This window comes from uncultured Maribacter sp. (assembly GCF_947500985.1).
Lineage (GTDB): Bacteria > Bacteroidota > Bacteroidia > Flavobacteriales > Flavobacteriaceae > Maribacter.
Genome location: NZ_CANMTX010000010.1, coordinates 57,394 through 71,628, shown reverse-complemented (window position 1 = coordinate 71,628; position 14,235 = coordinate 57,394). Strand labels below are relative to the sequence as shown.

The 14,235-nt window shown below is 34.3% G+C and carries 14 protein-coding genes; 5 read left to right on the top strand and 9 right to left on the bottom strand.

The window, feature by feature from the left end; translation table 11 throughout:
* Positions 1-150: 150 nt before the first annotated feature.
* Complete coding sequence (gene murB, locus Q0871_RS16955) at positions 151-1,167, bottom strand: UDP-N-acetylmuramate dehydrogenase (protein ID WP_299325790.1); 1,017 nt, start codon at positions 1,165-1,167, stop codon at positions 151-153.
* Complete coding sequence (locus Q0871_RS16950) at positions 1,167-2,357, bottom strand: pyridoxal phosphate-dependent aminotransferase (RefSeq protein WP_299325789.1); 1,191 nt, start codon at positions 2,355-2,357, stop codon at positions 1,167-1,169. Before Q0871_RS16950 ends, murB begins: the two co-directional genes overlap by 1 nt.
* A gap of 148 nt (positions 2,358-2,505) precedes the next feature.
* Here Q0871_RS16950 and Q0871_RS16945 point away from each other — a divergent pair, with 148 nt between their 5' ends.
* Positions 2,506-3,843, top strand: a complete 1,338-nt coding sequence (locus Q0871_RS16945; RefSeq protein WP_299325788.1) for an aspartyl protease family protein — start codon at positions 2,506-2,508, stop codon at positions 3,841-3,843.
* Between the two features lie 56 nt (positions 3,844-3,899).
* Here Q0871_RS16945 and Q0871_RS16940 read toward each other — a convergent pair whose 3' ends face one another.
* Complete coding sequence (locus tag Q0871_RS16940; protein ID WP_299325787.1) at positions 3,900-4,289, bottom strand: DUF1573 domain-containing protein; 390 nt, start codon at positions 4,287-4,289, stop codon at positions 3,900-3,902.
* A 197-nt stretch (positions 4,290-4,486) separates the two neighbouring features.
* Between Q0871_RS16940 and Q0871_RS16935 the strand changes: the two genes are divergently transcribed.
* From Q0871_RS16935 to Q0871_RS16920, 4 genes are all read left to right on the top strand, one after another.
* Entirely contained in the window at positions 4,487-7,117 is a 2,631-nt protein-coding gene (locus Q0871_RS16935; RefSeq protein ID WP_299325785.1) for a valine--tRNA ligase, read from the top strand.
* Between the two features lie 127 nt (positions 7,118-7,244).
* Positions 7,245-8,129 carry a dienelactone hydrolase family protein gene (locus Q0871_RS16930; RefSeq protein ID WP_299325783.1) on the top strand — a complete coding sequence of 295 codons (885 nt, stop codon included), beginning with the start codon at positions 7,245-7,247 and terminating at the stop codon, positions 8,127-8,129.
* 139 nt (positions 8,130-8,268) lie between these two features.
* Entirely contained in the window at positions 8,269-8,436 is a 168-nt protein-coding gene (locus Q0871_RS16925) for a lmo0937 family membrane protein (RefSeq protein WP_027067903.1), read from the top strand.
* Positions 8,437-8,529: 93 nt separating this feature from the next.
* Complete coding sequence (locus tag Q0871_RS16920; protein ID WP_299325775.1) at positions 8,530-9,294, top strand: creatininase family protein; 765 nt, start codon at positions 8,530-8,532, stop codon at positions 9,292-9,294.
* On the opposite strand, the gene Q0871_RS16915 is transcribed toward Q0871_RS16920, so the two are convergent.
* From Q0871_RS16915 to ftsH, 6 genes are all read right to left on the bottom strand, one after another.
* Positions 9,291-9,761, bottom strand: a complete 471-nt coding sequence (locus Q0871_RS16915; protein WP_299325773.1) for a doxx family protein — start codon at positions 9,759-9,761, stop codon at positions 9,291-9,293. The two genes, Q0871_RS16920 and Q0871_RS16915, sit on opposite strands and share 4 nt — an antisense overlap.
* Positions 9,762-9,841: 80 nt before the next feature.
* A complete protein-coding gene (locus Q0871_RS16910; protein WP_299325771.1) occupies positions 9,842-10,093 on the bottom strand; it encodes an acyl-CoA-binding protein in 252 nt (83 codons plus the stop codon).
* Positions 10,074-10,757, bottom strand: coding sequence for a phosphatidylserine decarboxylase family protein (locus tag Q0871_RS16905; RefSeq protein ID WP_299325769.1), 684 nt, complete (start codon positions 10,755-10,757; stop codon positions 10,074-10,076). Before Q0871_RS16905 ends, Q0871_RS16910 begins: the two co-directional genes overlap by 20 nt.
* The gene (locus tag Q0871_RS16900) at positions 10,747-11,550 is read right to left on the bottom strand and encodes a phosphatidate cytidylyltransferase (protein ID WP_299325766.1); all 804 of its coding nucleotides are present in this window, start codon (positions 11,548-11,550) and stop codon (positions 10,747-10,749) included. The genes Q0871_RS16905 and Q0871_RS16900 overlap by 11 nt, the downstream gene beginning before the upstream one ends.
* Position 11,551: 1 nt before the next feature.
* On the bottom strand, positions 11,552-12,163 hold the full coding sequence (locus Q0871_RS16895; protein ID WP_299325764.1) for an LUD domain-containing protein: 612 nt from the start codon (positions 12,161-12,163) through the stop codon (positions 11,552-11,554).
* A 41-nt stretch (positions 12,164-12,204) separates the two neighbouring features.
* Positions 12,205-14,229, bottom strand: a complete 2,025-nt coding sequence (gene ftsH, locus Q0871_RS16890) for an ATP-dependent zinc metalloprotease FtsH (protein WP_299325762.1) — start codon at positions 14,227-14,229, stop codon at positions 12,205-12,207.
* Between the last annotated feature and the right edge of the window lie 6 nt (positions 14,230-14,235).

The window sequence follows — 14,235 nt, the reverse complement described above, 5'->3', positions numbered from 1 at the left end:
AACCGTATATGATTAAACGCTAAATTATAAAATTGATTGTTAAGGATGCGTTTTCTAAAAATATATATTGAATAAGTGGTCGGCTGGTAACTGCCCACTTTGTTTTGGTTGGTTTGGTTTGGTAATAACCCCTGTAATTTTTTACAGGGGTTATTTTATTAAATTAACCTCTGGACTTATCTCTATATTGAATTTCAATTTCACGGCATCAATAATATTTGCTGCTAAATCTAAAATATCTTTTCCGGTTGCATTGTCATAATTTACAAGTACTAAAGCTTGATTTTTATGAACCCCGGCATCACCAAAGCGTTTTCCTTTAAAACCGCATTGCTCAATCAACCAACCTGCGGGAATTTTATATAAATCATCAGTTACCTTATAAAAAGGAGCATTAGGATTCTTTAAAGTAAAATCTTCAAATATTTCTTTTTCGACTATTGGGTTTTTAAAAAAACTGCCACTATTACCTAAAATTTTCGGGTCGGGCAATTTTTGTTGTCTAATAGCGATAACTGCATTAGATATATCTTTAATAGTTGGGTTTACAATCGATTCTTTTTCTAATTGTCCTTCAATTGCACCGTAACCAGAATTTATTTTGTGATCTGTTTTGGTAAATGAAAAAGTGATCGATGTGATAACGAATTGATCTTTTCCTTCATTCTTAAAAAACGAATCTCGATAACCAAACTTACATTCTTCTTTAGTTAACGTTACCAATTGCTGGTCCTCAATTTTTATAGCTTCACAGCTAACGAAGCAATCTTTTAATTCAACACCATATGCGCCAATATTTTGTATAGGAGCAGTACCTGTGTTACCAGGTATTAAAGACATGTTCTCTAATCCTCCAAAATTATGATCAAGAGTCCACATGACCAGCTCGTGCCAATTCTCACCTGCCATTACCTTCACTTGCACACTGTCGGTAGATTCTGATATAATTTTCTTTCCTTTCAAAGCTACATGAATAAACAATGCCTCAATACGATCAGAAAGTAACATATTGCTACCACCACCAATTACAATTTTTCTATCATAATCTTGATTACCTAATACATCTTGTAATTCTTCCACAGAGCTCACTTCGACAAAAAATCTTGCTGTAGCATCAATACCGAAAGTATTGTAGTTTTTTAGAGAAAAGTGTTCATGTACAATCATTAACCCTTGTAGCTTTTAAGCGCTTCTTTTAATATTTGAACAGCTCTTTTTAAACTTTTTTGATCAAGTACATAGGCAATTCTTATTTGGTTTTTACCCAAGCCTTCAGTAGCATAAAATCCTGCTGCAGGCGCTACCATAACAGTTTCATTATCCATATTAAAATCTTCTAATAGCCATTGTGCAAAATGATCTGCATCTTTTATAGGTAGTTCCGCTATACAATAGAATGCACCTTGAGGTCTTGCTATTTTAATACCTTCAATTTTCTCTAACTCAGCAATAAGAATATTTCTTCTAGCAACATATTCTGTTTTTACTTCGGCAAAATAACTATCTGGAGTATCTAAAGCTGCCTCACTTGCTATTTGTGCGTATGTAGGTGGCGATAATCTTGCTTGTGCAAATTTCATTGCCGTAGCAATAAATTCTTTGTTCTTTGATACTAGGTAGCCAATACGTGCACCACACATGCTATATCTTTTAGAAACCGAATCAATAACAATGGCATGTTCCTCTAAACCTTCTTCTTTTAATATTGAAGCATGAGTTTTATCATCATATGTAAATTCTCTATAAACTTCATCGGCAACTAGATAAATATTGTGCTTTTTAACTAATGCAGCTAATTTTTGAATTTCTTCTTTGCTATATAAGTATCCCGTTGGGTTACCAGGGTTACATATTAATATAGCTTTGGTTCTAGGCGTAATTAATTTTTCAAAATCTTCAATAGGTGGAAGAGCAAAGTTATCTTCAATTTTTGAAACAACAGGAACAACTGTTACACCACAAGCAGTGGCAAACCCATTATAGTTTGCGTAAAAAGGTTCAGGAATTATAATTTCGTCATCTGTATCTGCAATGGTATTCATTGCAAAAGACAATGCTTCAGAGCCACCAGTAGTAACAATAATATCTGTAGCACTTACAGGTATGTCATTTTTAAGATAGTACTTCGCAATTTTTGTTCTAAAGGCCTCAGAGCCCTCGGTACGGCTGTATTCCAATACATTAATGTTATTGTTTTTTACAGCCTCTAAAGCTTGTTGCGGTGTTTTTATATCTGGCTGCCCAATGTTCAAATGAATGACATTAACTCCTCTTTTTTTTGCGTTTTCAGCAAACGGAACTAATTTTCTTATGGGCGATTGAGGCATGGTAAGCCCCTTGTTTGAAACAGATGGCATATAAATTGAATTTTTCACAAAAGTGATAAATGATTATGGTTCTTACAAAGTAATTAGGCTTTTATTTGGTTTTACCTATCTAGTTAAAATTAGGTACCGTATCAAATTATTGTGTATCTTAAAAGGGGTTAACTAATTCATACAGATTATGTTACGAAAATACACCGTTCTACTGTTTCTTTTGTCATATTGTTTTTCCTTTTCAGGAATAGCGCAAGTTTATCAATTACCTGCCGGAAAGAAATTTCATAAAGTCAAATTTGAACTCATTAACAATCTAATAGTCATACCTATTGATGTTAATGGTACGGAGTTATCTTTCGTGTTAGATTCTGGTGTTGGTACACCCATATTATTCAATTTGGCTGATCAAGATTCTATTCAGTTAAATAACGTTACTGAAATTACAATTAATGGACTAGGGGATGGCGACCCTATCAATGCATTAAAATCAACCGGAAATTTTGTTCAACTCGGTAATGTTAAAAACACTTCCCAGAACATTTATGTCGTCATGGATGCGGGCATTAATTTCTCGACCAGTTTGGGTGTACCTGTTCATGGTATTATAGGTTATGACTTATTTCGAGATTTTGTTGTCGATATTAATTACGTAAAGCAAACCATCAAATTTCATGATCCAGAGCTATATAAATACAGAAAGTCCAAGAATACTAGAGTTGTAGATATGTCGGTCATTAAAAAGAAGGCATATTTAGATGCTTTTGTGATGATTGGTAAAAATGAGGAGATACCTGTAAAAATGTTATTGGATACTGGTAGTAGCGATGCGGTTTGGCTGTTTGAAGATGAAAGAATTCAATTACCCGAAAAGCATTATCAAGATTTTTTAGGAAAAGGTCTTGCTGGTGATATTTTTGGCAAGCGAACAAAAATCAGTCATTTAAAGATTGCAGATTTTGTATTGAGTGATGCCAAGGCGGCTTTTCCAGATATGGAGACTTTTACAACTATTTCAGATTTTGGAGGTAGAAACGGAAGCTTGGGTGGCGAGGTTATTAAGCGTTTTAATGTTGTATTCGATTATAAGAATGAAAAATTAATTATGACCAAGAATGCCAATTTTGGCAAACTCTTTCAATATAACATTAGCGGAATTGATTTGCAGCATGCAGGTATGCGTTATGTTTCAGAACGAATTACCGATTCAAATGGTGTGTTAAATAGCAGTGCCAAGACTTATGGCGATGTGCAAATTATTCTTCAGGGCGCTACAAGATTAAGTTTAGTGCCAGAAATAATTGTTTCAGGAATACGTCAAGGGAGTCCGGCACATTCCGCGGGCTTACGAGAAGGAGATATTATTTTGGCAGTAAATGGCAAACGCATCCACAGGTATAAACTACAAGATGTTATGCATATGCTTAATTTCAAAAAAGACAAACGGGTGAAGGTATTGGTGGAGCGCTATGATAACGATCTGCTTTTTAGTTTTGTTCTAAAACCTTTGTTTGATGAACAATAAAGCATAAAAAAAAGCCCAACTTCTCAGTTGGGCTTTTCGTTTTATAAAAAGTTCTATTATTTGGTACCAGTAGTAGCTTGAACTTCTCCTTTGATTTTTAAAACCTTGGTAGGAGTGTCAGCATTAGATATTACCGTAATTGCTTTACGGATCGGACCAACTCTATTGGTATCATATTTTACCTGAATCTCACCTGTTTTACCTGGTAAAATTGGATCTTCTGGTTTTTTCGGAATTGTACAACCACAACTAGAACTTACTTTACTAATAATAAGTGGTGCAGAACCAGTGTTTGTAAATTCAAAAACTCTTACTCCGTCAGATCCTTTAGCGATTTCGCCGTAATCTACAGTTTCAGATTTAAATTCGATTTTGGCTGCGGTATCTTGAGCAGTTAAGCTAAATCCTAGCAGGCCAATAAATAATACAAGTACTATTTTTTTCATCATTTTTAATTTTGGGTGGAAGTCAAAATTAAATCTTTTCAGATCAACCTCAAAATCCTTTTGTTATACTCTAACGTTACTTATTTTTGTTTCGTATTTATGTTTAGGTAAAATTCAGCTGAAATGACCGTTAGAATGTCAGTTCGGCTTTATTTTTAATAACCTATTTTATTATTATTCAAAAACTGTTCCAAAAAATGGAAATTCCTTCAAAATATAATCCGCAGTCCACAGAATCTCATTGGTATGATTACTGGATGAAAAACGGTTACTTTCATTCTGTACCAGATGACAGAGAACCTTATAGTATTGTAATACCACCGCCAAACGTAACGGGTATATTACATATGGGGCACATGCTGAACAATACCATACAAGATGTGTTGATCAGACGAGCCCGTCTTTTAGGTAAAAATGCATGTTGGGTGCCTGGTACAGACCATGCCTCTATTGCTACAGAAGCAAAAGTTGTTGCTAAATTAAAAGAACAAGGCATCAATAAAAACGATCTTACAAGAGATGAGTTTTTAAAACATGCTTGGGATTGGACCAATGAATATGGCGGAATCATTCTAGAGCAGTTGAAAAAATTGGGTTGTTCTTGCGATTGGGACCGTACTGCGTTCACCATGGATCAAGAGCGCTATGATAGTGTCATCAAGGTGTTTATAGACCTTTACAACAAAGGCTTGATTTACCGTGGGTATAGAATGGTGAATTGGGATCCAGAAGCTCAAACAACTTTGTCAGATGAAGAGGTTATCTATGAAGAAAAACAAGGGTTGTTATATTATTTATCCTATGCTATTGAGGGTTCTGACGAAAAAGTAACGATTGCAACCACAAGACCAGAAACAATATTAGGTGATACTGCTATATGTATTAACCCGAATGATGAACGATTCACACATCTAAAAGGTAAAAAGGTAATTGTTCCTATTTGTAATAGAGTAATACCTATAATTGAAGATGAGTATGTTGATATTGAATTTGGTACAGGATGTTTAAAAGTAACGCCTGCACATGATATCAACGATAAAGCACTTGGTGAAAAACACAATTTAGAAACTATCGATATTTTCAATGATAATGCGACCTTAAATAGTTTTGGATTGCATTATGAGGGTAAAGATCGTTTTGTTGTTAGAAAAGAGATTTCTAAAGAATTAGAAGGTTTAGGTATTTTGGTTAAGACCGAGACTCACATTAATAAAGTAGGTACTTCAGAAAGAACCAAGGCTGTTATTGAACCTAAATTGTCAGATCAGTGGTTCCTTAAAATGGAAGATTTGGCAAAACCGGCTTTAGAAGCAGTGATGGAAAGTGGCGATGTAAAACTGCATCCAAAGAAATTTGAAAACACATACCGTCATTGGATGGAGAATGTTCGCGATTGGAATATTTCTCGACAATTATGGTGGGGTCAGCAAATACCAGCTTTCTACTTTGGTGATGGTCAAGAAGATTTCGTAGTAGCTGCAAACGTAGCAGATGCATTGAAACTTGCAAAAGAAAAATCTGGTAAGTCAGATTTACAAGAAAGTGACTTACGCCAAGATGCCGATGTTCTAGATACGTGGTTTTCATCGTGGTTGTGGCCAATGAGTGTATTCGGCGGTATTTTAGAACCAGATAATGAAGAGATAAACTATTACTACCCAACAAATGATTTAGTAACTGGTCCAGATATTTTATTTTTCTGGGTAGCAAGAATGATTGTTGCCGGTTATGAATTTAGAGGCGAGAAGCCTTTTGAAAATGTTTACTTCACGGGATTGGTGAGAGACAAGCAACGTAGAAAAATGTCTAAGTCGTTAGGTAATTCGCCTGATGCTTTAAAGTTAATCGAAGATTATGGTGCAGACGGCGTTCGTGTAGGAATGCTGATGTCTGCTGCTGCAGGTAATGATTTAATGTTCGATGAAGATTTATGTCAGCAAGGAAAAAACTTTGCCAATAAGATCTGGAACGGATTTAGGCTAGTACAAGGTTGGGAAATAGCAGATATTCCGCAACCAGAAGCTTCAAAGCTTGGTTTAGTGTGGTATGAGTCTAAATTGAATAAGACATTATTAGAGATAGAAGATCATTTTAGTAAGTTCCGTATTTCAGATGCTTTAATGTCTATTTATAAATTGGTTTGGGATGATTATAGCTCTTCGTTATTAGAGATAATTAAACCTGCCTACCAACAGCCAATAGATAGAGCAACTTATGACAAGGTAATTCAATTGTTTGAACAGAACTTGAAGTTGTTGCATCCATTTATGCCATTTTTGACAGAAGAAGTTTGGCAGCATATTGCAAAAAGAGACAAGACCGAGGCATTGGTGATATCAAAATGGCCAACAGTAGGTAAAATTGATGAAGAATTAATTACGCAGTTTGATTTTGCTACAGAGGTGATTGCAGGTGTGAGAACCATTCGTAAGAACAAAAACATTCCAATGAAAGAAGCATTGGAGTTGTCAGTTCTAAATTCTGAAGAAGCAAGCAACCGTTGGGATGTTGTGATTTCTAAGTTGACCAATGTCTCAGAAATCAGTTATATAAATGAACAATTAGAAGGCGCATTGACTTTTCGTGTAAAAAGTAACGAATACTTTGTGCCAATGGAAGGTGCCATTGATATTGAAGCTGAAATCGTTAAGATTAATGAAGAGCTAAAATATACTAAAGGATTCTTAGTATCGGTTCAGAAAAAGCTTTCTAATGAGCGATTTGTAAACAATGCACCCGAAAAGGTAATTGCTATAGAACGCCAAAAATTGGCAGATGCTGAAGCTAAAATTGAAACTTTAGAGAAAAGTTTAGCTAGTTTAGGTTAACATTTCATTCTATAAATTACGAAAGCCTCATTCCTATATTATTGGAATGAGGCTTTTTCTATTGTTAAAAGTATTTATGTAATCATGTTGTTTTCGTACTTTTAAATAGAACAAAAAAGCTAAGAAAATGAAACCACTTAAAAAAGAAGATATCAAGCAAGAGGTATTTGACCTCTATGATGCCTATGCACATAATAAACTAGAACGCCGAGACTTTGTGCAGAAATTGTCAATGTATGCTGTAGGCGGTCTAACAGTGCCTTCATTAATGAGTTTTTTGATGCCCGATTATGAGAATACCTTCTTGGTAGATAAAAATAATCCAGATTTAGATTCGGGTTTTATTACTTATGATTCTTCTAAAGGCGGTGGCAAAATTAATGCATTACTATCCAAGCCAAAATCGGCAGACGGTAAATTGCCAGGTATCGTAGTGGTTCATGAAAATAGAGGTTTAAATCCGTATGTAGAAGATACAGCGAGAAGAGCAGCTTTGGCTGGTTTTATAACTATTGCACCAGATGCTTTGAGTCCGCTTGGTGGTTACCCAGGTAATGATGATGAAGGTCGTGCAATGCAGAAAACCCGAGATAGAGATGAAATGTTAGAAGATTTCATAGCGGCATTTGAATATTTGAAAAATCATGAAGATTGTAATGGTAAGATAGGAGTTGTAGGTTTTTGTTTCGGTGGATGGATTTCTAATATGATGGCAGTAAAAGTACCAGATTTGGCAGCTGCAGTACCTTTTTATGGCGGTCAGCCAACAGAAGGCATAGAAAATATTAATGCACCTTTAATGTTGCAGTATGCGGGTTTAGACGAACGTGTAAACTCCGGATGGTCAGCTTATGAAAAGGCGCTGAATGAACTTGGTAAAGAGAATGTTGCCTATTTCTACCCAGAGGTAAACCATGGTTTTCATAATACATCTACACCAAGATATGATGAGCCTGCGGCAGAACTTGCTTGGTCACGTACCATTGAGTTTTTTAAAGAAAAGTTGGTGTAAATTACAGATTATAAGTGTTTTTGATTGTGTATATACTGATTATTGTTCTGATTTTGAGCTAGTAATCAATTTATTTGAGTTAAGCATACAGAGGTAATCCCTATATTTTTGTCATATAAACAATCTAAAAAAACACATTATGAGAAGTCTATTATGGTTAGTAGCGGTTATTTGTATAATTATATGGTTATTGGGAATGTTAGGAATTGTTCCTGGACTTGCAACCGGTAGTTTAGTACATATTCTATTGGTGATTGCAGTTATTGTTATTCTTTACAATATCATATCTGGTAAGAAAGTCTTGTAAATCAGATTTATTAAACCATATTTATCAAAAAAATATAGGAGCCCTTGATTAATTTCAAGGGTTTTTTTATGCTTTAATAGTATCTTTAATACTATGATTAGACCTTATGTACTTGCCGAAACGAACTGGGAACATTTAAAAGATGAACAAATAGAATTGGCAGTTTTGCCTTGGGGTGCTACAGAGGCACATAATTATCATTTACCATATGGTACAGATAACTATCAAGCGCAAAGTATGGTTGAATCAGCTGCTAAAATCGCCTGGGACAAAGGTAAGAAGGTGATAGTATTGCCAACGATTCCTTATGGTGTAAATACAGGTCAAAGTGACATTTATTTAGATATGAATCTAAATCCGTCAACGCAATTGGCTATTCTAAAAGATTTGGTGACGGTGTTAAATAGACAAGGCATTAAAAAATTGCTGCTTTTTAATGGTCATGGTGGTAATAATTTCAAGCCTCTTGTAAGAGAGTTGGGCTTGATGTTTCCAGACATGTTTATAAGCTTTTGCTTTTTTCCGCCAATGTTAGATAAATCTAAATATTTTCAAGAAGCGGGTGATCATGCCGATGAAATGGAAACGAGCTTGATGCTTTATTTGAGACCTGATTTAGTTCAACCAAAAGAGAAATGGGGTAGTGGTAGTGCTAAGTCATTCAAAATAGAAGCATTTAATGAAGGTTGGGCTTGGGCAGAAAGACAGTGGTCTAAGGTAAGTAGCGATACAGGTATTGGTAATCCGGAGTTTGCTACTGCAGAAAAAGGGGAACGTTTTTTTTATGACGTTTGCCAAAAATTAAATGATTTGTTTTGTTCCCTTTGCGACGCCGACTTAAAAGATTTATATCATTAATTTTTAATAGCAACTAATTTATTTGAAGATGATGCTAGATTGGCTTTTCTTCTTAGATTAATATCTAAATCAATTTTCAACGATATTAAGGCGCTTAAAATAATGATGTTTTTAAAAATGTACTGTCCTGCTAGGGTGAATACTAATTCGCCTTTGCCAAAAATTTCTTCAGGTAATAAGAATAGTGGGCTAAATGTAAATAGTATATGAATTATAGCGATACCAATAAATAATCTAGGTTTCCAATTTGCTATAAGAAAGATACCAATTAAAGTTTCTCCTATTGCTAATGTAATCAAGCCTATTTGCGAGGGTAAAATTCCTAAGGTTAAAATACTAATTGTATCAGTAGCTAAATCTTCTGCCGGACTCAAGTGTGGAATAAATTTTATAAACCCAAAAATTAGATACACAACACCGATAGAAATACGAAGAATATTGGTCTTTATCTTTTCTAATCTTTTCATCGAATGTTGGTCAATTGTTTACTAATTATTTTAAACCATATAGACACGACGTCAACTAATGTTTAGATAATCGATAATTATCATTTTAGTTCTTTGGTGGCTAAATCAATATAAGCTTGCATCGCTTTTTTCTTGCTCATGTTCTTAGCTTGAAACAATGCATTTGCTTTAAAAGCATTAATTAAGGGTGTTTTGCTACCAGGATTGTCAAAATTTGAATTGGCTATTTTATAATACGCGTATAGCTTTAAAAGTATGTCAGCCGGTATTGGTTCGTTAAAGTTATTGACCAAAACAACGGTTTCCTCAAATTCAATACGTAATTTCTTCATTTTCATTTGGGTCAACAAAAGTAGCTATACAAGTCTCTGCACCTTTAACTTTCTGGTTTAGCTTTACATTAATTTGACAATCTAGAGGTAAAAATAAATCTACTCTAGAGCCAAATTTTATAAATCCTGCGTCATCACCTTGCTGTACACTTTCCCCTTTTTCTGCGTAATTAACAATACGTCTAGCTAATGCACCTGCAATTTGCCGATATAAAATTTCGCCAAATTTCGGTGTTTTTATAACTACAGTAGTTCTTTCGTTCTCTTCACTAGATTTGGGGTGCCATGCAACTAGAAATTTACCAGGGTGATATTTAGAAAAAATGATACTACCACTTGCTGGGTATCTTGTTACGTGAACATTTACAGGAGACATGAAAATAGAAACTTGCCTTCTCTTTTCTTTAAAGAATTCTTTTTCAAAAACTTCTTCAATAACAACGACCTTACCATCAACTGGAGACAGAATTTCGTTGAAATCTTTAGCAGCAACTCTTTTTGGGTTTCTGAAAAACTGAAGAATAATTATCAATAGTATTAAACCCAGTAATTGAATGGTCAGTTTTAACCAAGATATATCAATAAAGAAATGAGCTAAGAGTACGCTGATTCCTACTAAACAAAAAGAAAACAATATAATTTTTTGTCCCTCTTTATGAAACATAACTAAATATATTTAAGGTTAAATAAGCAAATGGAGCAGCAAAGACCAAACTATCTAAGCGATCTAACATGCCACCATGGCCTGGTAATATAGCGCCACTGTCTTTAACACCAGCTGCTCTTTTTAATTTTGATTCTATTAAATCGCCCAAGCTACCGGCAACAACAATTACAGTTGCAAGTATCATCCATTGAATTGGGCTAATTAAAGCTTCAAAGGTAGCCATTAAATATGCGGCTATTAGTGCAAATATAAAGCCTCCTAAGGTACCTTCAATAGTTTTCTTAGGAGAAACTGAAGGAAATAATTTGGTTCTACCTATGCTTTTACCTACCAAGTAGGCAAATGAATCATTTACCCATATTAGTATAAAGATGCCCATAATTAATAATTTGGCAAAGGCGTCATTCTTGTAAGGTATCATTGTTAGAAAGATACATCCGCCGCCTATATAAAATAGACCAACTATAAACTTCATTGGTGTATTAAATTTTATCGGTTTTTTAGTAAAAAGGTTAATCAGAAGATAAATATCAACAACTATAGTAACAACCATTAAAATATTGATTATTTGTTGATCTTTTACTAGATAAATAAAAGCCCACCATAAAGCCAAATACGCAGCAAAAATGTGATAGCCTTTTAAGTGGACCAATTTTTTATACTCGTATAAACATGCTAAACCAAAAGTCATGAATAAAAAATCGAAAGCATCAGAACTTAAAAAGACTGCTGACAATAATAATATAATGTAGACAGCCCCAGTTAGTGACCTTCTTAAAATTTCTTTCATACTATAAATCTTCCAGAAGTAAAAGATAAAGATTTTTAGTACTACTACCATATGTTAGAAAATCATCTGAATTCTCTGCGGTAGCTTTAAAGTGTTTTAATGTAGTGATATTGGCCGGTATTTTTTGACCATATTTTTTCTTGATGGTCTTTAAACCTTCACCTATAGATTCTACCAGTTGACTTGTTGTTGCGAAAACTACAACGTTACTTGGTAGTTCATTTACTTTTTTCTCGTGTAGTTGATTAGAACATACAAGAATACTTCCATTTTGAGCGATAAGATGCTCGCAAGTGGTAAAGAAGACCTCGCTATCACGAGATTTATCTGTAAAAGTAATAGCTTCTTTTGAGAATTTTTGGGCTAGCCTTTCATTGAGAACAAAGAAAGGCTCACTCTCCCAATTATTTTCGGTAACAATATTTTCTATTGCCCTGGAAACTTCTAAATCAGAATCACAATAAATAAATTTACCGCCATTCTGTTTAAAATGTATAGTAAATTTTTCATCAACAGGGATATTTAAATCTGGCATGTGGTCGCCACGCGTTTCAGCAGTTTCTTTCGAAACTTTCTTCTTACCACCACCAAATAAAATATCTAAAAACCCCATTTACGTTATTGAAATAATTGCTAAACTAAAGTACAGCAATTTTATTTATTCTCTGTAATTTCTTCCTCTTCCGTTTTTGAATCAGAATCTAAATTTGAGTCTGAATCTTTTAACTTTTCAAGATTTTTTTTGTTTTCTAATGCTAGGATATCTTTTTCAAAATTTCTAACACCAAATATTTTTTCTAAATCTTCTTTAAAGATAACTTCTTTCTCTAACAATCGTTCGGCTAAGGTCGTTAATTTGTCCTTATTATCGGTAAGCACTTTAATTGCTCTTTGGTACTGCTCTTCTATGATTTTAGATATTTCTGCATCAATTTTTCGAGCGGTATCTTCACTGTAAGGTTTTGAAAAACCATAAGAATCTTGCCCAGCAGAATCATAATAAGTTATGTTTCCTATTTCATCATTAAGGCCATAGATAGTTACCATTGCACGAGCTTGCTTGGTTACTTTCTCTAGATCACTTAATGCACCAGTAGATATTTTATTGAAAATAACTTTCTCGGCAGCTCTACCTCCCATTGTTGCACACATTTCGTCCAACATTTGTTCTGGTCTAACTATTAAACGCTCTTCTGGTAAATACCATGCAGCACCTAAGGACTGTCCTCTAGGTACGATGGTCACCTTCACTAAAGGAGCAGCATGTTCTAACATCCAACTTGTGGTTGCATGACCAGCTTCGTGATAAGCAATAGTTTCCTTCTCACCAGGAGTAATGATTTTATTTTTCTTTTCTAGACCACCAACGATTCTATCTACTGCATCTAAGAAATCTTGTTTAGTAACCGCTTTTTTCTCATTACGGGCTGCAATTAATGCTGCTTCGTTACAAACATTTGCAATATCTGCACCAGAGAAACCAGGTGTTTGTCTTGCTAAGAAATCTAAATCTAAAGTTTCAGCAGTTTTAATAGGTCTTAAGTGAACTTCGAAAATTTCTTTACGCTCGCGAATATCTGGAAGGTCAACATAAATTTGTCTGTCAAATCTACCTGCACGCATTAAAGCTTTATCCAATACATCTGCACGGTTAGTAGCTGCAAGTACAATAACATTTGTATTTGTACCGAAACCATCCATTTCGGTTAATAATTGGTTCAATGTATTTTCACGCTCATCGTTAGAACCGGTAAAATTATTTTTACCTCTAGCTCTACCGATAGCATCAATTTCGTCAATGAAAATAATAGCTGGTGATTTGTCTTTCGCTTGTTTAAAAAGGTCACGTACTCTAGAAGCACCAACACCTACGAACATTTCAACGAAATCAGAACCTGATAGTGAAAAGAAAGGCACTTTAGCTTCACCTGCAACGGCTTTTGCCAAAAGGGTTTTACCGGTACCTGGAGGGCCAACTAATAATGCACCTTTAGGAATTTTACCACCTAATGAAGTGTATTTGTCTGGATTTCTTAAGAAATCTACAATCTCTTCAACTTCTTCTTTTGCTCCTTCTAGACCGGCAACATCTTTAAAAGATGTTCTAGTATCTGTTTTTTCGTCAAATAACTTGGCTTTAGATTTACCGATATTAAATATTTGACCTCCAGCGCCACCGCCGCCGCCGCCAGACATTCTACGCATTAAATATATCCATATACCAATGATTAGAACAAATGGCAATAAGGATAGTAAGAAATCTAAAATGGCTGTAGATTCTTTACCAAATTCAATAATCGTATCTAAATTATTTTCTTTTTTGATTTCAGTTATTTCATTTTGAAATATTTGAAGATCACCATAGTCTAAAGTATACTGTGGTAAATTACCTGAAGATGGTAGAAATGATTTTTCATTCAAATCTTTATGAACATCTTTAGCAATAGCTTCATCTTTTAAAAAGACTTTTGCTTGATTGGTATTCGTAATAATTAGAATCTTCTTTACATCACCATTTCTTAAGTACTGTTGTAATTCTGAAGTAGTCGTTTTATTGGTACTAGCTAAATCATCACTATTGAATAATTGAAATCCAATTAGTAATACTGCTACTAATCCATAAATCCACCAAGAGCTAAATTTTGGTTTTTTCGGATTTGTTTTGTTTTCTTTTGCCATTTTAAT

Coding starts and splice junctions, on each gene's coding strand:
- Q0871_RS16900 (WP_299325766.1), bottom strand. CDS start 11,550: ATGAAAGAAATTTTAAGAAGGTCACTAACTGGGGCTGTCTACATTATA.
- Q0871_RS16940 (WP_299325787.1), bottom strand. CDS start 4,289: ATGAAAAAAATAGTACTTGTATTATTTATTGGCCTGCTAGGATTTAGC.
- Q0871_RS16920 (WP_299325775.1), top strand. CDS start 8,530: ATGATTAGACCTTATGTACTTGCCGAAACGAACTGGGAACATTTAAAA.
- Q0871_RS16895 (WP_299325764.1), bottom strand. CDS start 12,163: ATGGGGTTTTTAGATATTTTATTTGGTGGTGGTAAGAAGAAAGTTTCG.
- Q0871_RS16905 (WP_299325769.1), bottom strand. CDS start 10,757: ATGTTTCATAAAGAGGGACAAAAAATTATATTGTTTTCTTTTTGTTTA.
- Q0871_RS16910 (WP_299325771.1), bottom strand. CDS start 10,093: ATGAAGAAATTACGTATTGAATTTGAGGAAACCGTTGTTTTGGTCAAT.
- Q0871_RS16945 (WP_299325788.1), top strand. CDS start 2,506: ATGTTACGAAAATACACCGTTCTACTGTTTCTTTTGTCATATTGTTTT.
- ftsH (WP_299325762.1), bottom strand. CDS start 14,229: ATGGCAAAAGAAAACAAAACAAATCCGAAAAAACCAAAATTTAGCTCT.
- Q0871_RS16935 (WP_299325785.1), top strand. CDS start 4,487: ATGGAAATTCCTTCAAAATATAATCCGCAGTCCACAGAATCTCATTGG.
- Q0871_RS16930 (WP_299325783.1), top strand. CDS start 7,245: ATGAAACCACTTAAAAAAGAAGATATCAAGCAAGAGGTATTTGACCTC.
- Q0871_RS16950 (WP_299325789.1), bottom strand. CDS start 2,357: ATGCCATCTGTTTCAAACAAGGGGCTTACCATGCCTCAATCGCCCATA.
- Q0871_RS16915 (WP_299325773.1), bottom strand. CDS start 9,761: ATGAAAAGATTAGAAAAGATAAAGACCAATATTCTTCGTATTTCTATC.
- Q0871_RS16925 (WP_027067903.1), top strand. CDS start 8,269: ATGAGAAGTCTATTATGGTTAGTAGCGGTTATTTGTATAATTATATGG.
- murB (WP_299325790.1), bottom strand. CDS start 1,167: ATGATTGTACATGAACACTTTTCTCTAAAAAACTACAATACTTTCGGT.